Source organism: Flavobacterium erciyesense, assembly GCF_018069925.1.
Lineage (GTDB): Bacteria > Bacteroidota > Bacteroidia > Flavobacteriales > Flavobacteriaceae > Flavobacterium > Flavobacterium erciyesense.
In genome coordinates this window covers 335,280-353,629 of sequence record NZ_JAGPXB010000001.1, presented here as the reverse complement: position 1 = coordinate 353,629, position 18,350 = coordinate 335,280, and the positions used below count along the sequence as shown (strand labels likewise).

General features: G+C 41.7%; 18 protein-coding genes and 1 pseudogene. 17 read left to right on the top strand and 2 right to left on the bottom strand.

Going from position 1 to position 18,350, the window contains the following annotated elements; genetic code table 11:
• Positions 1 to 37 precede the first annotated feature (37 nt).
• The 3 genes from KBJ98_RS01560 (at position 38) to KBJ98_RS01550 (ending at position 2,877) form a co-directional block, all read left to right on the top strand.
• A protein-coding gene (locus KBJ98_RS01560; protein ID WP_394369357.1) for an IS3 family transposase occupies positions 38 to 1,398 on the top strand; the annotation gives its coding sequence in 2 pieces (ribosomal slippage) (positions 38 to 376 and positions 379 to 1,398; 1,359 coding nt in all).
• Positions 1,399 to 1,602: 204 nt separating this feature from the next.
• Positions 1,603 to 1,857, top strand: coding sequence for a SemiSWEET transporter (locus tag KBJ98_RS01555; RefSeq protein ID WP_027374815.1), 255 nt, complete (start codon positions 1,603 to 1,605; stop codon positions 1,855 to 1,857).
• Positions 1,858 to 1,971: 114 nt separating this feature from the next.
• Positions 1,972 to 2,877: a helix-turn-helix domain-containing protein gene (locus KBJ98_RS01550; RefSeq protein ID WP_034722849.1), complete on the top strand. Its 906-nt coding sequence runs from the start codon at positions 1,972 to 1,974 to the stop codon at positions 2,875 to 2,877.
• A 115-nt stretch (positions 2,878 to 2,992) separates the two neighbouring features.
• Here KBJ98_RS01550 and KBJ98_RS01545 read toward each other — a convergent pair whose 3' ends face one another.
• Positions 2,993 to 4,192 (bottom strand): alcohol dehydrogenase catalytic domain-containing protein, encoded by a 1,200-nt coding sequence (locus KBJ98_RS01545; RefSeq protein ID WP_027374817.1) that lies wholly within the window; start codon positions 4,190 to 4,192, stop codon positions 2,993 to 2,995.
• Positions 4,193 to 4,755: 563 nt separating this feature from the next.
• Between KBJ98_RS01545 and KBJ98_RS01540 the strand changes: the two genes are divergently transcribed.
• From KBJ98_RS01540 to KBJ98_RS01520, 5 genes and pseudogenes are all read left to right on the top strand, one after another.
• Positions 4,756 to 5,064, top strand: coding sequence for a DUF4134 domain-containing protein (locus KBJ98_RS01540; protein ID WP_061085369.1), 309 nt, complete (start codon positions 4,756 to 4,758; stop codon positions 5,062 to 5,064).
• A 26-nt stretch (positions 5,065 to 5,090) separates the two neighbouring features.
• Entirely contained in the window at positions 5,091 to 5,945 is an 855-nt protein-coding gene (locus KBJ98_RS01535) for a DNA adenine methylase (protein ID WP_061085370.1), read from the top strand.
• Entirely contained in the window at positions 5,932 to 6,300 is a 369-nt protein-coding gene (locus KBJ98_RS01530; RefSeq protein WP_061085371.1) for a DUF4133 domain-containing protein, read from the top strand. The genes KBJ98_RS01535 and KBJ98_RS01530 overlap by 14 nt, the downstream gene beginning before the upstream one ends.
• Positions 6,297 to 7,945, top strand: a pseudogene (locus tag KBJ98_RS01525) (TraG family conjugative transposon ATPase); the annotation flags it as partial. The gene KBJ98_RS01530 and the pseudogene KBJ98_RS01525, both read left to right, overlap by 4 nt.
• A gap of 94 nt (positions 7,946 to 8,039) precedes the next feature.
• Positions 8,040 to 9,400, top strand: a protein-coding gene (locus KBJ98_RS01520) for an IS3 family transposase (protein ID WP_394369357.1) whose coding sequence is annotated in 2 segments (ribosomal slippage) — positions 8,040 to 8,378 and positions 8,381 to 9,400 — 1,359 coding nt in all. Because the reading frame shifts where the segments join, the coding sequence is not laid out codon by codon here.
• A 102-nt stretch (positions 9,401 to 9,502) separates the two neighbouring features.
• Here KBJ98_RS01520 and KBJ98_RS01515 read toward each other — a convergent pair.
• Positions 9,503 to 10,585, bottom strand: coding sequence for a DUF3800 domain-containing protein (locus tag KBJ98_RS01515; RefSeq protein WP_210787963.1), 1,083 nt, complete (start codon positions 10,583 to 10,585; stop codon positions 9,503 to 9,505).
• 235 nt (positions 10,586 to 10,820) lie between these two features.
• Here KBJ98_RS01515 and KBJ98_RS01510 point away from each other — a divergent pair, with 235 nt between their 5' ends.
• From KBJ98_RS01510 to traM, 9 genes are read left to right on the top strand one after another with little or no spacing between them, the layout of a single operon-like run.
• Positions 10,821 to 11,126 (top strand): DUF4134 domain-containing protein, encoded by a 306-nt coding sequence (locus KBJ98_RS01510; RefSeq protein ID WP_086949882.1) that lies wholly within the window; start codon positions 10,821 to 10,823, stop codon positions 11,124 to 11,126.
• A gap of 11 nt (positions 11,127 to 11,137) precedes the next feature.
• Positions 11,138 to 11,470, top strand: a complete 333-nt coding sequence (locus KBJ98_RS01505; RefSeq protein ID WP_191180536.1) for a DUF4133 domain-containing protein — start codon at positions 11,138 to 11,140, stop codon at positions 11,468 to 11,470.
• Positions 11,467 to 13,971, top strand: coding sequence for a TraG family conjugative transposon ATPase (locus KBJ98_RS01500; protein ID WP_191180537.1), 2,505 nt, complete (start codon positions 11,467 to 11,469; stop codon positions 13,969 to 13,971). The genes KBJ98_RS01505 and KBJ98_RS01500 overlap by 4 nt, the downstream gene beginning before the upstream one ends.
• 27 nt (positions 13,972 to 13,998) lie before the next feature.
• The gene (locus KBJ98_RS01495; protein WP_191180538.1) at positions 13,999 to 14,631 is read left to right on the top strand and encodes a DUF4141 domain-containing protein; all 633 of its coding nucleotides are present in this window, start codon (positions 13,999 to 14,001) and stop codon (positions 14,629 to 14,631) included.
• Position 14,632: 1 nt separating this feature from the next.
• Positions 14,633 to 15,628 carry a conjugative transposon protein TraJ gene (gene traJ / locus KBJ98_RS01490; RefSeq protein WP_191180539.1) on the top strand — a complete coding sequence of 332 codons (996 nt, stop codon included), beginning with the start codon at positions 14,633 to 14,635 and terminating at the stop codon, positions 15,626 to 15,628.
• A 20-nt stretch (positions 15,629 to 15,648) separates the two neighbouring features.
• A complete protein-coding gene (gene traK, locus KBJ98_RS01485; protein ID WP_191180540.1) occupies positions 15,649 to 16,272 on the top strand; it encodes a conjugative transposon protein TraK in 624 nt (207 codons plus the stop codon).
• Positions 16,273 to 16,283: 11 nt separating this feature from the next.
• On the top strand, positions 16,284 to 16,712 hold the full coding sequence (locus KBJ98_RS01480) for a hypothetical protein (RefSeq protein ID WP_191180541.1): 429 nt from the start codon (positions 16,284 to 16,286) through the stop codon (positions 16,710 to 16,712).
• Positions 16,713 to 16,725: 13 nt separating this feature from the next.
• Positions 16,726 to 17,013 (top strand): nitrogen regulatory IIA protein, encoded by a 288-nt coding sequence (locus KBJ98_RS01475; RefSeq protein WP_191180542.1) that lies wholly within the window; start codon positions 16,726 to 16,728, stop codon positions 17,011 to 17,013.
• A complete protein-coding gene (gene traM / locus KBJ98_RS01470) occupies positions 17,000 to 18,346 on the top strand; it encodes a conjugative transposon protein TraM (protein WP_191180543.1) in 1,347 nt (448 codons plus the stop codon). Before KBJ98_RS01475 ends, traM begins: the two co-directional genes overlap by 14 nt.
• The last annotated feature ends 4 nt before the right edge of the window (positions 18,347 to 18,350 follow it).

The following is an 18,350-nucleotide window of genomic DNA, read 5'->3' as shown; positions in this document are numbered from 1 at the left end:
ATAAACAGAACAAAAAAATAATTAAATTTGATTTATTATGACAGCCAAAAAACCAATCAGTAATCCTGAAAATTATTTAAAAGACATCCGTCGCAAAACCAGAAGGATTTTCACGGCGGAGCAAAAGATCCTCATTGTGATGGAAGCCCTGCGGGCAGAAACTTCCATTGCCGAACTCTGCCGCAAGCACGCCATTCAGGAATCTACCTTCTACAAATGGAACAAGGAGTTTATTGAAGCCGGTAAGAAGCAGCTCTCCGGAGATACGCTCCGCCAGGCAACCTCCGAAGAAGTTTCAGCCCTTCGGGAAGAGAACCGAAAACTCAAGGAGACGGTCGCCGACCTCGTTATCCGCTACGACATTATAAAAAAAAGTTTGGAAATTCTGGAATAACCGAAAAATACAGAAAGTATATGAGGTTGTTACCTGAAGAAAAACTGGAAATCATCCAAATGGTTACCCGTAGTGAAATCGGCGTCAACAGGACGCTCAGGGAACTTGGCATTCACAAAAGCACCTTCTACAAGTGGTATAATCTGTACCTTGAGAAAGGTGAAGCGGGATTTCATTCTTCCCCTTCTTCTGGCAGAAGGCAGTGGAACAGCATTCCTGAAGAAGAGAAAAATCTGGTGGTAGAAATCGCTTTGAATTATCCTGAACTCTCCAGCAGAGAACTGGCTCATAAAATCACCGATGAGAAGGGCGTCTTCATCTCAGAATCCAGTGTTTATCGGATTTTAAAGAAAAGAGGGCTGATAACCGCGCCATCGCATATCCTGATTTCTGCCTCGAATGAATTTAAGGATAAAACCAATTTTGTTCACGAAATGTGGCAGACGGATTTTACTTACTTTAAAATTCTGGGTTGGGGCTGGTACTATCTAAGCACGGTGATTGACGATTTTAGCCGCTATATCGTTCATTGGGAATTGTGCCGAAATATGAAGGTGAATGATGTTCAAAGAACGATTGACCGAGCTGTGAAGAAAGCAGGTTTAAGAAAAGGACAAGTTCCGAAACTTCTATCGGACAACGGTTCTTGCTATATTACCGAGGAATTAAAGGATTATTTACACGATAATCACGGCATGAAGCAAATCCACGGAAAACCCGCTCATCCACAGACACAAGGCAAGATTGAACGCTACCACAGGACGATGAAAAATGTGGTGAAACTGCATCATTATTACAGTCCGGATGAATTGCAAGCCGCTTTGGAAGTGTTTGTAAACCGCTACAACAATGAGCGTTATCACGAATCTTTGAAGAATCTCACTCCAGCGGATGTGTATTTTGGAAGAGCCAACGAAGTCTTGAAGATAAGACAGCAGATAAAATCTGAAACTCTAAAAAGAAGAAAAAAGGAATATTACAAAAGAAAATTAATCGAAACCTAATTTTTTTTCTTTTTAAAAGCAAAAAACTAAACTTTAAATTCTATATTTGAAACAGAAAACACTCTCTAAGAAAAAGTACACTTTCTTTTGAAGACATACAGCTAAGAATAAGCAAAGCAAAACAGCTAAATATTTGGCTGCCTATGTTTAAAAAATGAAAATTAAAGGACGAAATGTCCGCTATTAACAAAATAAATATGTCGTATGAATACAGACGTAATTGGACTCATTGCAGGTGTCTTAACTTCATTTGCAATGATGCCCCAATTGATAAAGGTGATAAGAACCAGAAATGCGGATGACATTTCAATCTTAACACTTATTGTTTTACTTTCAGGCCTTTCCCTGTGGGTCTGGTATGGAATCATGAAACAAGATTGGCAGATCATCCTATCGAATGCCTTTGCCGTTCTGGTCAATTTATCCCTCCTGGCTTACTGTATTATTTCCAGAAAGTGATTTAACAGGTGCAGATCCGAAATGTATGGCACACTGCGATCAAATCTGGCGGCTGCGAAAATTGGGATTAAGTAAATTTTATTTGGTCAATAGTAAATATATAAAGACTTAAGTATGAAATCTTATCGGATAACTCCCGTAAATTTAAGCGACAGTTCTAAATTGGATTCCAGACTGGAGCACCGGAGGACTTTTAATCTTCCGAACTGTGAGCTCAACATATTTGAAACATTTCATAAAAGTGACAATGTAATACTTTCATATAGTGGTGGATTGGTGGTTTCAAGTATGATGAGAGGTAAAAAAGTGATGTCCGTGGAGGGTCAGGAGGCATTTGACTTTCTGCCCGGTCAAAGTGTGATCCTTCCTGACGGACTAACCATGAATGTAGGTTTTCCAGACGCAGATGAAAATCGTCCCGTGCAATGTATCACTCTTACACTGGACTGGAATACTGTTCACAAAAATCTTGACTATCTAAATGAGAGATATTCAAATCATCAGGCACCTTTTGAATGGAAACTTGATTTTTCGCATCAGCATTTCGAGAATAGCATGGAGCTGGTAGCAAGTCTCAATAAGCTTGTTAACCTTAGTATGGAGGAAGGTTTTGCAAAAGAGGCAATTGCGGACCTGTCTCTTAAAGTACTTCTATTAAGGCTTCTTCAGACCCAGAACCGTTTGTCAGTGAACAGCAATCAATCAATGTATGACAATCGAATTCAACCGGCAATCAATTATGTGCATAAGCATCTTACGGAAAAAATAACTGTTGAAAAGATGGCAAGAGAATGCTGTTTGAGCCAATCATCTTTTTATCAATATTTTAAAAATATACTGGGCATAACTCCACTGGAATTTGTTCTGCGTACACGCATAGACCATGCAAAAAAAATAATGGCTGACAGTTCCGTTACTGTGACCGAAGCCTGTTATGCATCAGGTTTTAATAATGTGAATCATTTCATTAAAATTTTTAAAAGGCTTGAGGGGCTTTCTCCGGGCCAATATAGACACTGATTAACGCAAAGTGCGCGTTAAATAGGTATGTAATTGGTTAAGCTGAGAAATTAAAAAAAGGTGGGACATTTATTCGATGCCCCACCTTTACTTTTTATTTTCGCTCTACATGAGTTTACGAACGGTTTTTTATCATGCCATGTGGATCGATAATAAACTTTTTGCTTGAACCATCCGAAAAGTCTTTATAGGCTTGTGGTGCTTCGTCAAGACTGATAACCTGCGGGTTCATGATCGTTTTCATCGAGATACGGCCCCATAGAATGGCCTGCATAATTTGATAGTTGTAACGTCCAATTGGAGCCATTCCCGTTTGAATATGCAATGACTTAAGCCAACCTTTTCCCCAGTCGACAGTCAGTTTACCGTGCTTAGCGTTCTCATCACGTCCTCCTGGGTCAGAAGGAGTATAGATACCTGGAATCCCTATACCTCCGCTTGCGCGGACAACATCGAAAAGATCATTGATAACTGCATTGGGATTTTCTTTTTTGTAGTCTTCATCACCATGTCCATGTGCCTCATAACCTACGGCATCCACACCGGCATCCACTTCCGGTACTCCGAGAATCTGTTCGATCTGTTCTGCTACACTGGCATCAAGGGTAAGATCAACAGTTTCCATTCCCGCCTGTTTGACAAGTTCCAACCGCTCCTTGTTCATATCTCCCACAATAACGCAGGAAGCTCCAAGAAGCTTTGCTGATTCTGCAGCACAGCGTCCCACTGGTCCAGCACCAGCAATATAAACAGTAGATCCTGTTGTAACACCAGCAGCATACGCGCCATGATATCCTGTTGGGAGAATGTCAGATACTAATGTGAGATCTAAAATCTTTTCCAGCGCTTGTTCTCTATCTGGAAACTTAAGGAGCTGAAAGTCAGCATAGGGGATAAGACAATATTCAGATTGGCCACCTAACCAGCCTCCCAGGTCAAACCCATAAGCGCCAACAGGAGCATCCGGATTAACGGTCTCGCAGACGTCGGTATTTCCATTTTTACAGTTTCTGCACCGTCCGCAGGAAACGTTGAAAGGGACTGAAACGATGTCACCTACCTTGATGAATTCTACGTCTTTTCCAATTTCAACTACTTCGCCTGTGATTTCATGACCCAATACGTGTCCCACAGGTACTGAGAAACGTCCCCTAAAAATGTGCTGGTCACTGCCACAAATATTTGTGGAGACCACTTTAATGATTACCGCATGATGAATGTCCTTTCCCTTGGGGTTCTGGAATGTGGGATAGGCAATTTCATTTACTTCTAAGTTCCATGGGCCTTTGTAGACCACTCCTCTGTTACTAGCCATAATGTTTTATTTTGATGGTTTATAAATGTTTGTATTCCCTCATTCTGTGAGGATTATATATTAAAATTAAGCAATATTTAGTCCGATAAAACATGTTGAACTCAGTAACGGAGAATGCTTATTCTAATATCAAGGATCGTTCTATTGTTCTGTGATCCAGTTATGATGAGAATAGTAGAAACCTTGCTTTTTAAAGCACTTATAATTTATGGAGCGAGACCTATTTTTGTAAGATTTTAGTATAAAATTTATCCAGTAATGTTTGGGAATAATGACTTACCAGAATTTTATTTTTGGGATAAACCAAATCTGTAATGAATACTAAACGCGAATAAGTAAGATATGAATCAGTAAAAGAAATTACTGGAATCATTTTCAAAAAAATGCATAACCGCCAGCTTCTAAAGCCTGACGGTTTTTTTGTTTCCCGGTACTCACATTAGGAAAACAACGGCAAACTTAGTACCTCTCATACCACCAGCCCCCAACTCTGATACTATCTGCAACACCTTTGTTTCCAAGCCCGCATAGGCGGGTATTACAAACTTAAAATGTAATGAAACATGAAAAAATCAAGACAAAAAATTCTGCTGGCGTTGCTGTTTATTTCGCTTATCAGCAATGGGACTTTTGCGCAGGGAAATGGTGCTGCAGGTATCCAGGAAGCCACGCAGATGGTTACAAGCTATTTTGATCCGGCAACAAAGCTGATCTATGCTATCGGTGCTGTGGTCGGACTGATCGGAGGTGTTAAAGTGTACAACAAATTCAGTTCGGGTGACCCTGACACTTCAAAGACAGCGGCGAGCTGGTTCGGCGCCTGTATATTCCTGATTGTCGCTGCGACCATTTTGCGATCATTTTTCCTTTAGGCTAACCCGATTAATTTTTTTCAATTATGGCAAAAAATAAGATGGTTACGCCACTGACGTATTATGGCGGAAAGCAACAGCTGGCCAAGATCATTATACCGCTTATTCCACCCCATTATACCTACGTTGAACCGTTTGTTGGGGGAGGAGCGATATTCTGGTCAAAACCAAGGTCTGAGGTTGAGGTGATCAACGATTACAACCGTGAGCTGATCAATTTTTACGAGATGGTCAAAAATCAGTTTGTTGAACTGGAAAAAATGATCCGAATAACGCTTCACAGTAGATCCCTTCATAGCGATGCGCTGGTGATCTATAACAATCCCCATCTCTTTGACAGATTACAACGAGCCTGGGCAGTCTGGGTTCTATGCAATCAGTCTTTCAGCGCAAAGATCGGTGATTCATGGGGTTATGATGTTCGGGATCAGACTTCCACTAGAAGATTGAGTAATAAGCGAGCATCATTCTCCGAGGAATATGCTATACGACTTCAGAATGTTCAGATCGAAAATACGGATGCTATTCGGATTATTAATTCAAGAGATCATGAAAAGGCTTTTCACTATTGTGATCCGCCTTATTTTAACAGTGACTGCGGTCATTACGACGGGTACAGCAAACATGATTTTGAATCTCTTCTATTATGCCTGTCCCGTGCAAAAGGCAAATTTCTATTGAGCAGTTATCCCAGTGATCTCCTGAACAAATTTAGCCGGGATCTTAATTGGCACACTGTCAAAATGCAGAAAGATGTACTGGTCGATAAACATTCCGGAAAAGTACCCAAGAAAAAGATCGAAGTGCTGACCGCCAACTATGACCTTGCTATCGTGCAGGGGACCCTAAACTTTAAATCCCAAGAACATGAAAACCTATAACATCAATAAAGGTATCGGCTGTACAGTCGAATTTAAAGGGTTGAAAGCGCAGTATCTCTTCGGATTTGCCGGAGGATTGTTATTGGTCCTGATCCTGGTTATGGTGCTGTACATGGCTGACGTAAATATGTATATCTGCCTTTCGGTCGGCTGTATTTCTGCATCGCTGATTGTTTGGAAAACTTTCAGTCTGAACAACAAGTACGGTGAACATGGGCTGATGAAGCTAGGTGCGAAAAGAAAGCATCCACAATTTATCATCACCCGTAAACCTGTACAATCTTACCTTAAATACTCGGTTGCAAAAGGTGAGAAAATCCAAAATTTTAACACTAAATCTTCAAGGCTATCATGAGAAATATCTCTAAAACAACTACGTTAGAAAGCCGTTTTCCCCTCCTTGCAATTGAGAACGATTGTATTATATCGAAAGAAGGAGACCTTACGGTGTGTTTCCGTGTAAGGCTACCGGAAATTTTTACGGTGGGCACGGATGTATACGAATCCATTCATTCCTCATGGAGTAAAGCGATCAAGACTTTGCCTGATTATAGTATCCTGCACAAACAGGACTGGTATTTAAAGGAAAACTATCAGCCGGATCTTGAAAGAATTGAACATAGTTTTTTGTCGCGTTCTTTCCAGCTGCATTTTAATGAGCGGCCGTTTCTGAACCACTACTGTTATATTTTCCTTACAAAGACCACAAAAGCAAGGATGCAGTCCCAGAGCAATTTTAGCAGTTTGTGCAGGGGCAATCTTGTTCCAAAAGAAATAAGGGATAAGGAAGGAATGCGGCGTTTCTTGGAATCGGTAAGCCAGTTCCAGCGTATCATCAATGACAGTGGTCATATAACAATGGATCAGCTGGGTGAAGCTGAAATATTGGGGAGCGAAGGGAAAACCGGAATCCTTGAACAGTATTTTACACTGTCACGTGATGCCAATCCCGTTCTGCAGGATATGGCTCTGGGAGCAGAGGAACTTAGGATAGGAAGTAAGAGGATGGTACTTCATACCTTATCCAGTACAGACGATCTTCCGGGAGCTGTTTCAGACTGCAATCGCTATGATAGGCTTTCCACAGATCGCAGTGATTGTATGTTGTCTTTTGCCAGTCCTGTGGGGCTGATGCTGAGCTGTGACCACATCTATAACCAGTACCTGTTCATCGATAATAGTTCTGAAAACCTTAAGAAATTTGAGAAGTCCGCCAGAAATATGCACTCATTGGCACGTTATAGCCGGGCGAACCAGATCAATAAAGAATGGATAGAGCGTTATCTGAATGAAGCACACTCCCACGGTTCACCATCGATCCGGGCTCATTATAATGTATTTGCGTGGAGTGAAGACCGCCAGGAGCTACGCAACCTGAAAAATGATGTCGGAAGTGCGCTTGCGTTAATGGAATGTAAGCCCCGTCATAATACCGTAGATGCTGCCACTTTATATTGGGCGGGAATTCCGGGCAATGCCGGAGATTTTCCTGCCGAAGAATCCTTTTACACTTTCATCGAACCGGCATTGTGTTTTTTTACGCAGGAGACCAACTATCAGAATTCACTTTCTCCTTTTGGGATCAAGCTTGCGGACAGGCTGACTGGGAAACCGGTGCATTTGGATATCAGTGATCTTCCCATGAAAAAGGGGATTATCACGAATAGAAACCGTTTCATCTTAGGGCCATCTGGGGGTTGGCGGGCTATTCTTAATTGAGTAGCCCGCCAGCCCACCCAAAAAATGGAAGTGGAAAATCATTCTTCACCAATCATATGGTGAGACAGTATTATGAGCAAGGAACTCATGTGCTATTAGTTGATACGGGTAACTCTTATCAGGGTCTTTGCGAACTGATCAAAGGTAAGACTAAGGGAAAAGACGGGGTTTATTTCACCTATACCGAGGAAAACCCGATCTCATTCAATCCTTTTTTTACCGAAGATAATGTCTTCGATATCGAGAAAAGAGAAAGCATTAAGACCTTGATCCTCACATTGTAAATCGTCAGCAAAAAGTGTACTGATTTAGTTCAGAACTAAGATAGTGTTTTCATAATAAACAGAACAAAAAAATAATTAAATTTGATTTATTATGACAGCCAAAAAACCAATCAGTAATCCTGAAAATTATTTAAAAGACATCCGCAGAAAAACCAGAAGGATTTTCACGGCGGAACAAAAGATCCTCATTGTGATGGAAGCCCTTCGGGCTGAAACCTCCATAGCCGAACTCTGTCGCAAGCACGCTATTCAGGAATCTACCTTCTACAAATGGAATAAGGAGTTCATTGAAGCCGGTAAAAAGCAGCTCTCCGGAGATACGCTCCGCCAGGCAACCTCCGAAGAAGTTTCAGCCCTTCGGGAAGAGAACCGAAAACTCAAGGAGACGGTCGCCGACCTCGTTATCCGCTACGACATTATAAAAAAAAGTTTGGAAATTCTGGAATAACCGAAAAATACAGAAAGTATATGAGGTTGTTACCTGAAGAAAAACTGGAAATCATCCAAATGGTTACCCGTAGTGAAATCGGCGTCAACAGGACGCTCAGGGAACTTGGCATTCACAAAAGCACCTTCTACAAGTGGTATAATCTGTACCTTGAGAAAGGTGAAGCGGGATTTCATTCTTCCCCTTCTTCTGGCAGAAGGCAGTGGAACAGCATTCCTGAAGAAGAGAAAAATCTGGTGGTAGAAATCGCTTTGAATTATCCTGAACTCTCCAGCAGAGAACTGGCTCATAAAATCACCGATGAGAAGGGCGTCTTCATCTCAGAATCCAGTGTTTATCGGATTTTAAAGAAAAGAGGGCTGATAACCGCGCCATCGCATATCCTGATTTCTGCCTCGAATGAATTTAAGGATAAAACCAATTTTGTTCACGAAATGTGGCAGACGGATTTTACTTACTTTAAAATTCTGGGTTGGGGCTGGTACTATCTAAGCACGGTGATTGACGATTTTAGCCGCTATATCGTTCATTGGGAATTGTGCCGAAATATGAAGGTGAATGATGTTCAAAGAACGATTGACCGAGCTGTGAAGAAAGCAGGTTTAAGAAAAGGACAAGTTCCGAAACTTCTATCGGACAACGGTTCTTGCTATATTACCGAGGAATTAAAGGATTATTTACACGATAATCACGGCATGAAGCAAATCCACGGAAAACCCGCTCATCCACAGACACAAGGCAAGATTGAACGCTACCACAGGACGATGAAAAATGTGGTGAAACTGCATCATTATTACAGTCCGGATGAATTGCAAGCCGCTTTGGAAGTGTTTGTAAACCGCTACAACAATGAGCGTTATCACGAATCTTTGAAGAATCTCACTCCAGCGGATGTGTATTTTGGAAGAGCCAACGAAGTCTTGAAGATAAGACAGCAGATAAAATCTGAAACTCTAAAAAGAAGAAAAAAGGAATATTACAAAAGAAAATTAATCGAAACCTAATTTTTTTTCTTTTTAAAAGCAAAAAACTAAACTTTAAATTCTATATTTGAAACAGAAAACACTCTCTAAGAAAAAGTACACTTTCTTTTGAAGACATACAGGTTATTTTCCAGCAATAATCTCGCACAACTCTCCAAATTTCATTACCTCTTCGTAACTATCTGTTGCGTGTAGAAAGGCGGGGTTTTTCTGGTCTGATTTATTAATAATATCAATAAATAACTTCATGTTTTCTAATTGTAAAGCTGAGAAAGAGTCGATATCCGCTTTAATTTCCTCCATATTGTGTGTATTCCTGTAATTGGTGTATTTACCCATGAAACCAACAAAAACATCAGATAGTTGTGTCAATTGGCTATCCTGAGAATCAACAAAAGAATAGTTTTTAAACTCTACTCCTTTATCTAGCATTCTATACCCGTTCAAAGCTTCTCGGATGGAATCCTCATTATCGAATATATGAGTTGAATTCTTGAAAGTGTAAATGGGTCTAAGATAAAAATGTGTCAGATCTGCCAGCAGAATATAATCTTTTTCATCCATAACAAAAGCTAGTTCGCCTTTCTTTTTAGACTCTTTCAATATCTGTCGTAACGATTCCAACCCAAAATGAAATTCAGGTAACTGAAGATATGCTTCAAAAAGATTACTCAATGCTTCAATGAAATCACCAATTTTCTCAGGTTTAACATTAGGATATTCGAAAGTATAAAAGAGTTGAATAACGGCATCTATTTCAAGACGACACAGTTTATAGAGGTCGTTCTTTAGTCGGTTGTCAAATCCAGGGCCTAATCTCATAGCCACATCAGAGTTCATGATAGCAGAATCTACAATGTCCACAATCGACCAATAGAGAATATTAAGACTTGAATAATGCACATAAAGATCACTATCCTTTAAAAAGTGCAAGAACAGGTTTAACTTCTGGGATTTGAGGCAATCAAGAAAATCCCCGAATGCTATATGTTTGAATTTAACTTCCTTAGCTGTTTTTTGCAATTTAAAGCTATCTATCAATGGCTGTACGTCTGGTACTTCTCCCTGATGTAGAAGTCCACCCAAAACGAAGTTTGCTGTAAATGTATAATTGAAATCATTTTCTCTTACATAGAATGTTTTGATGTTATTGGTTTCATCATAATAGAATATGTACGGTGTCGCAAAATCTACCCTTGGATTCAATAATCGGGCAAATTGATTAGCATCTTCTATTTCTGCTATTTCAAAATCTATCATAGTATTAACTTATTAAAAATAATAAGTGACTAAGTTATAAAAAATCCCCCTTAGACCGCCACCCACCGCCAAACAATTCCTTTGACTGCCACTTTGTTATCACGCCCTGATTTCTGAAACACCTTTGTCTCGAAAGCCCGCAAGGTGCGGGAAAACAGTAACAAATTAATGTGTTTCAATTATGGAAAAACAGAGAAAAAAAGTTTTGCTGGCAGCAATGGCAATGCTGTCAGGAATTGGTGCGTTCGCACAGGGAAACGGTTCGGCAGGTATCAACGAGGCTACCCAAATGGTAACAAGCTATTTCGACCCCGCAACCCAACTAATCTACGCCATCGGTGCGGTGGTTGGGCTCATCGGAGGCGTTAAGGTGTACAACAAATTCAGTTCAGGCGATCCCGACACATCGAAAACTGCGGCGAGCTGGTTCGGTGCGTGTATCTTCTTAATCGTGGCGGCTACCATCCTGCGTTCATTCTTCCTTTAATCCTTTGCTTTATGAACAGTTATAACATAAACAAAGGCATTGGCAGGACAGTGGAATTTAAAGGGTTGAAAGCACAATACCTGTTCATTTTCGCAGGTGGGCTGCTCGGTACGCTTATCCTCGTGATGATACTGTATATGGCAGGCGTAAACTCTTACATCTGCCTGTTCCTCGGAGCAGGCGGAGCTTCGCTCATTGTATGGCAAACCTTTTCACTGAATAGGAAATATGGAGAACACGGATTGATGAAGATAGCGGCCAATAAAAGGCATCCGCGCTACATCATCTGCCGCAAGCCTGTACGCCGCTATTTAAAATTCACTTCTAAACAGAATGCCGTATGAGAAATGTAGCAAAGACCACCACATTGGAAAGCAAGTTTCCTTTGCTGGCAGTAGAAAACAACTGCATTCTTTCAAAAGATGCAGACATTACCGCCTGCTTTGAGGTTCGTTTACCAGAACTGTTTACGGTAGCTTCTGCGGAATATGAAGCCATTCATTCTGCCTGGCATAAAGCTATCAAGACTTTACCGGATTTTACAGTCGTTCACAAACAGGATTGGTACATTAAAGAAAGCTACGCTCCCGATTTGGCGAAGGAAGACCAAAGTTTTTTGGCTAAATCCTACCAACGCCATTTTAATGAGCGACCGTTCTTAAATCACTACTGCTACCTTTTCCTAACCAAGACTACTAAGGAAAGAATGCGTATGCAAAGCAACTTCAGCTCGCTTTGCAAAGGTTCATTGATACCAAAGGAAATCAGGAACAAGGAAACGATACATCGCTTTATGGAAGCGGTAGCACAATTTGAGCGTATCGTAAACGATAGCGGTTTCATAACCCTGAAACGCCTTACCGAAGATGACATCATCGGAACAGAAGAAACGCAGGGATTACTGGAACAATACCTAACTCTATCAAGGGATGCCGGAGCACCGATGCAGGACATCGCTCTCGGAACGGAAGAAGTCCGTATCGGGAACAAAAGGTTGAGCTTGCACACCTTGTCCGATACGGACGATTTACCCGGAACGGTATCGGCTGATACCCGTTTTGAAAAACTATCCACCGACCGCAGCGACTGCCGTTTGTCGTTCGCCGCACCTGTGGGTTTGCTGTTAAGCTGCAATCACATTTACAATCAGTATTTGTTTTTGGATAACAGCGAAGACAACCTGCAAAAGTTTGAAAAGTCCGCAAGGAATATGCACTCACTGGCAAGGTACAGCCGTGCCAACCAAATCAACAAAGAATGGATAGAAAAGTATCTGAACGAAGCCCACAGCTTCGGGCTATCCTCCATCCGTGCACACTTCAACATTATGGCGTGGTCGGAAGATCCGGCAGAACTGAAACAGCTAAAGAATGATTGCGGTAGTGCGTTGGCACTGATGGAATGCAAACCACGCCACAACACTACGGATGTAGCCACATTGTATTGGGCAGGAATGCCTGGCAATGCAGGCGATTTTCCGAGTGAGGAAAGTTTTTACACTTTTATTGAACCTGCTTTGTGTTTATTCACAGAAGAAACCAATTACCACAATTCGCCATCGCCATTTGGCATCAAGATGGCCGACCGTTTGACCGGAAAACCTATCCATTTAGATATTTCGGATTTACCGATGAAGCGTGGAATTATCACGAACAGGAACAAGTTTATACTTGGTCCATCGGGAAGTGGTAAATCGTTCTTTACAAACCATATGGTACGGCAGTATTACGAGCAGGGAGCTCACGTATTGCTTGTAGATACAGGTAATTCGTATCAGGGACTATGTGAACTCATTAAAGGAAAAACCAAAGGCGAAGACGGTGTTTACTTTACTTATACGGAAGACAACCCGATCGCCTTTAATCCATTTTATACTGATGATGGTGTGTTTGACATTGAAAAGAGAGAAAGTGTCAAGACTTTGATACTGACACTCTGGAAACGTGATGATGAACCGCCAACCCGTTCGGAAGAGGTTGCCCTTTCCAATGCCGTAAGCGGATATATCGAACGCATTAAAGCGGACGATGTTTATCCATCTTTCAATGGCTTCTATGAATATGTGAAGGGCGATTACCGCAAGGTACTCGAAGAAAAACAGGTACGGGAAAAAGACTTTGACATCGCCAATTTCCTGAATGTTCTCGAACCCTACTACAAGGGTGGCGAATATGATTACCTGTTGAACTCTGATAAGCAATTAGACCTGCTTTCCAAACGCTTTATCGTGTTTGAAATTGATGCGATTAAAGACCATAAAATCCTGTTTCCCATAGTCACAATTATCATTATGGAGGTCTTTATTAACAAGATGCGAAGGCTCAAAGGTATCCGCAAACTCATCCTGATTGAAGAAGCGTGGAAAGCGATAGCGAAAGAGGGAATGGCAGAATACATCAAGTATTTGTTTAAGACCGTCCGCAAATTTTTCGGAGAAGCGATTGTCGTAACGCAAGAGGTCGATGATATTATCCAGTCGCCCATTGTGAAAGAAAGTATCATCAACAATTCCGATTGTAAAATCCTATTAGACCAACGCAAGTATATGAACAAATTCGATGATATACAGGCGATGTTAGGGCTTACGGATAAAGAGAAAGGGCAAGTACTTTCCATCAATATGAACAACGATGCAAGCCGTCTGTACAAAGAGGTTTGGATTGGCTTAGGTGGTACGCACTCGGCAGTCTATGCCACCGAAGTTAGTTTGGAGGAATACCTCGCATATACGACCGAAGAAACCGAAAAAATGGAAGTAATGCAATTAGCTTCCGAATTGGACGGTAACGTAGAACTCGCCATTAAGCATATCGCAATGGAAAGGCGGGACAAAGTAAATCAATAGTCATTAACATTTTAAAATTCAGAAACAATGAAAAAAGTATTGTATCTGGTGTGTACGGCACTAATGCTTGCCGTAGCACCGTCAGCGAAAGCACAATGGGTAGTAACCGACCCTGCAAATTTGGCTTCAGGTATTATCAACTCTGCGAACGAAATCATACAGACTTCTTCCACCGTGAGCAATGTAGTAAAGAACTTCAACGAAGTGAAGAAAGTTTACGACCAGGGCAAGGAATATTACGACAAGCTGAAAGCTATTAACAACCTTGTGAAAGATGCCCGTAAGGTGCAGCAAACCGTACTTTTAGTAGGCGATGTTTCCGAAATGTATGTGCAGAATTTTGGCAAGATGATGAACGACCCAAATTTCACACCACAGGAATTGGTTGCTATTGGCAATGGTTATTCGGCACTACTCAATGAAAGTACCGAACTGCTGAAAGAATTGAAGCAAATTATAACCTCTTCAAGCCTTTCGCTAAACGACAAAGAGCGTATGGATATTATTGATCGTGTGTACAAAGAGGTAAAGGATTACCACAGCCTTGTACGCTACTACACCAATAAGAACATTTCTGTAAGCTACCTAAGAGCGAAAAAGAAAAACGATGCCAAAAGAGTGCTTGAACTCTACGGAACCTCTAACCAAAAATACTGGTAAAATGGAATGGGATAATCTTCACGAACTCCTGCGTTCGCTTTACGACGATATGATGCCGCTTGCAGGCGATATGGCGGCAGTAGCTAAAGGTTTAGCGGGATTGGGAGCGTTGTTCTATGTAGCATTAAAGGTTTGGCAGGCTTTAAGCCGAGCAGAACCTATTGATGTGTTCCCGTTGTTGCGTCCCTTCGCTTTGGGGCTTTGTATAATGTTCTTCCCAACTATCGTGTTGGGAACCATTAATGCAGTATTAAGTCCGGTGGTTAGAGGAACCCACACCATACTCGAAGACCAAGTACTTGACCTGAACAAGCTGCAACAGCAGAAAGACCAATTGGAATATGAAGCAATGGTCAGAAATCCAGAAACCGCCTATATGGCATCAGACGAAGAGTTTGATAAAAAACTGGATGAATTGGGCTGGTCGCCATCGGACGTTGGTACAATGGCGGGAATGTATATGGACAGACAAGCCTACAAGATAGAGAAAGCCATAAAGGATTGGTTTCGCAATTTACTGGAAATACTCTTTCAGGCGGCGGCTTTGGTTATTGATACCATACGAACATTTTTCCTGATAGTCCTTTCCATACTCGGACCAATAGCTTTTGCTATTTCCGTTTGGGAGGGATTTCAGTCCACACTCACACAGTGGATTACCAGGTATGTCAGCGTATATCTCTGGCTTCCTGTTTCGGATTTGTTCAGCTCGATGCTGGCAAGAATACAATCCCTCATACTGGAAAGGGATATAGCAATGCTTGCCGATCCGACCTACATACCTGATACGAGCAATACAGTGTACATCATATTTATGATTATCGGCATCATCGGGTACTTCACAATTCCTACAGTGACAGGTTGGGTAATCCAAGCCGGAGGCGCAGGAAACTTTACCCGCAACGTGAACCAAGCTGCAATGAAAACAGGGAACATCGCCGGAGCAGGTGCAGGTTCCACAGTTGGAAACATCGGCGGCAAACTGATGAATAAATAAACAATTAATCATTCTAAAAAATGGAATTTAAAACTCTAAGAAATATCGAAAACAGCTTTAGGCAGATAAGATTATATGCCATTGTGTTTGCGGTTCTCTGCATTGGCGTGGTAGGATATGCCGTATGGCAGTCCTACCACTTTGCAGAAGAACAACGCCAAAAAATCTATGTATTGGATAACGGCAAATCTTTGATGCTTGCCTTGTCGCAAGATGCGAGCATCAACCGACCTGTGGAAGCAAGGGAACACGTCAGACGTTTTCACGAGCTTTTTTTTACACTCGCTCCGGATAAAAATGCTATCGAAAGCAATATGAGGAGGGCATTTAACCTTGCGGATAAAAGTGCTTTTGACTATTACAAAGACTTATCTGAAAAGGGTTATTACAACAGAATTATTTCAGGTAATGTTCAGCAACGCATCGAAGTCGATAGTGTCGTGTGCAATTTCGACACCCATCCTTATGCGGTGCGCACCTATGCCAAACAATTTATTATCCGTTCGAGTAATGTAACCAGGCGTAACCTGATTACTTCCTGCTATCTCGTGAACTCCGTCCGTTCCGACAATAACCCGCAAGGCTTTAACATTGAAAAATTTGCAGTGGTTGAAAACAGGGATATTGAAGTCATCGAACGCTAAAAAACAATCTTATGGAAACATTATCAGATTTAAACACGTTTGCGAAAATCCTTACCGACAAAGGATATAACGGCTATTTCCATACGCAGGGTGCGTATGCCGGAAGGTTGAAAGACACCATCAGCGATTACATCGAAAGCTGCCAAAAAGGTACAGACAGTTTACCCAAACAAGATTTATTGCTGACAGGCTATCTGCAATGGTCGGGCGATGACAAGCCCCGTGTCGAATGTAGTATGTGGGTAAAATACCTGAACGGGAAATTCTCTCTCAATAAAATGGAGGTGGCAAGGAAAGACCAATTTGGGCAACTGCTGAAAAAATCGGAACTGACAAACCTGTCTGTAATATCTGCACCCAAAGCGGCTGAGGTAGTCGCTTTGGTCAATGATGAACTAAAACAAAAGGCAGGTAAAAGCCCTAAGCGTTTCAAGCTCTAAAACAGAAAACGGTATGAAAAAATTAAGAGCAATTATGGACAGATATTTTGACAAGCTGGACGAACGCTGGCGGGCATTGTCCCTACGCAAACAGTACCAATATACGCTGTACTTCTTTGTAGGTTACCTGCTGCTTACCATGGCGGTGATTGGCAAAGTAATGTATGATACCTCAAAATCCGGTAACGATATAATCATTGAGCATATCGAAAACCCTGTCCTCAAAAAAAGTGAAAGCCCTGCAAGATTACAGGACACATTATCAACAATTCTAAAAAATAAGATTTATGAAAGAAAATGAGAACAAAAAATCGGTTGTTCGGGTAACGGAAGGGAACCCGACAGCAACCGCTGATGTGCTGCAAGACGGCACACAGAATAATAAGGAGAAGCTCAAAAAGCCCCTAATCTTTGGTTTGATGGCGATTGTATTCGTGGGTTGTATGTACCTCATATTTAAACCGTCCGAAGATAAAAAAGCGATTGAAAACATCGGGCTGAACGATGCAGTACCAGAAGCTACGGGAGCCGGAATGCCTGCCGACAAAGGCAAGGCGTATGAGCAGGAAATGCTGGAAAGCAAAGACCAGGAAAAGCGTAATGCTTTAACTACGCTTTCTGATTATTGGAATACCGAAGACAAAGAAGAGCCAGTTGATGAACAACTTCCTGAAGAAGACCAAAGCAACAGCTATGGCGGCGGCAGAAATTCGGGCAGGAACGGTAATCCGGCAGTAAACAGTTACCGTAATGCGCAAAGCACATTAGGTTCTTTTTATCAGGACAACAATTCGGAAACAATGGAACTCCGCAGGCAATTGGACGAAATGAAAGAAAAGCTGGCTGAAAAAGATGTGCCACCCGTTGCTACCGTAGATGACCAACTTAAACTAATGGAGAAATCCTATGAAATGGCAGCAAAGTATCTTCCGAAAAATACGAATACCGAAAATGTAACACCTGCTAATGGTGCTGTTCCGGATGCTTTTAGTGCTGCTGGCACTAACCAAAAAGAGCATTTTGTATCGTTTACGCCTGCAAGAAAGAATGCCGTATCAGCCCTGTACCGTGAGCCTACGGACAGTGCTTTTTTAGCCGATTGGAGCCAAACAAAGAACCGAGGTTTTTATACCGCCGGTTCTGTTGAGCAGGTGATACAACCGAAAAACAGTATCAAAGCCTGTGTACACGATGCTCAAACAGTAGTTGGCGAAACGGGTGTGCGTTTACGATTGTTAGAGCCTGCCCAAACACCACAACATACCATTCCAAAAGGAACGATTGTAACGGCTAATGCCAAATTTCAAGGTGGGAGATTACAACTAAAAATTACCTCGATAGAAATGGAGGGCAATATCATCCCGGTAGATATAACCATTTACGATTTGGACGGGCAGCAAGGCTTGTATGTTCCGTATTCACCCGAAATGAATGCCCTTACCGAAATGGCAGGCAATATGAGCCAGACAGGTGGAACGAGCGTAATGCTCACACAGAATGCCGGACAACAGGTTGCCGCAGATTTAAGCAAAGGAGTGGTACAGGGAATTTCGGGCTATTTCGCCAAAAAGGTAAGAACCCCAAAAGTTACGCTGAAAGCAGGACATCAGGTTTTTCTTGTACCTAAAAAATAATGTT

Excerpts from the sequence above, each read along its gene's own strand:
- KBJ98_RS01555 (WP_027374815.1), top strand. The coding sequence starts at position 1,603 with ATGAATACAGACGTAATTGGACTCATTGCAGGTGTCTTAACTTCATTT.
- KBJ98_RS01550 (WP_034722849.1), top strand. The coding sequence starts at position 1,972 with ATGAAATCTTATCGGATAACTCCCGTAAATTTAAGCGACAGTTCTAAA.
- KBJ98_RS01545 (WP_027374817.1), bottom strand. The coding sequence starts at position 4,192 with ATGGCTAGTAACAGAGGAGTGGTCTACAAAGGCCCATGGAACTTAGAA.
- KBJ98_RS01540 (WP_061085369.1), top strand. The coding sequence starts at position 4,756 with ATGAAAAAATCAAGACAAAAAATTCTGCTGGCGTTGCTGTTTATTTCG.
- KBJ98_RS01535 (WP_061085370.1), top strand. The coding sequence starts at position 5,091 with ATGGCAAAAAATAAGATGGTTACGCCACTGACGTATTATGGCGGAAAG.
- KBJ98_RS01530 (WP_061085371.1), top strand. The coding sequence starts at position 5,932 with ATGAAAACCTATAACATCAATAAAGGTATCGGCTGTACAGTCGAATTT.
- KBJ98_RS01510 (WP_086949882.1), top strand. The coding sequence starts at position 10,821 with ATGGAAAAACAGAGAAAAAAAGTTTTGCTGGCAGCAATGGCAATGCTG.
- KBJ98_RS01505 (WP_191180536.1), top strand. The coding sequence starts at position 11,138 with ATGAACAGTTATAACATAAACAAAGGCATTGGCAGGACAGTGGAATTT.
- KBJ98_RS01500 (WP_191180537.1), top strand. The coding sequence starts at position 11,467 with ATGAGAAATGTAGCAAAGACCACCACATTGGAAAGCAAGTTTCCTTTG.
- KBJ98_RS01495 (WP_191180538.1), top strand. The coding sequence starts at position 13,999 with ATGAAAAAAGTATTGTATCTGGTGTGTACGGCACTAATGCTTGCCGTA.
- traJ (WP_191180539.1), top strand. The coding sequence starts at position 14,633 with ATGGAATGGGATAATCTTCACGAACTCCTGCGTTCGCTTTACGACGAT.
- traK (WP_191180540.1), top strand. The coding sequence starts at position 15,649 with ATGGAATTTAAAACTCTAAGAAATATCGAAAACAGCTTTAGGCAGATA.
- KBJ98_RS01480 (WP_191180541.1), top strand. The coding sequence starts at position 16,284 with ATGGAAACATTATCAGATTTAAACACGTTTGCGAAAATCCTTACCGAC.
- KBJ98_RS01475 (WP_191180542.1), top strand. The coding sequence starts at position 16,726 with ATGAAAAAATTAAGAGCAATTATGGACAGATATTTTGACAAGCTGGAC.
- traM (WP_191180543.1), top strand. The coding sequence starts at position 17,000 with ATGAAAGAAAATGAGAACAAAAAATCGGTTGTTCGGGTAACGGAAGGG.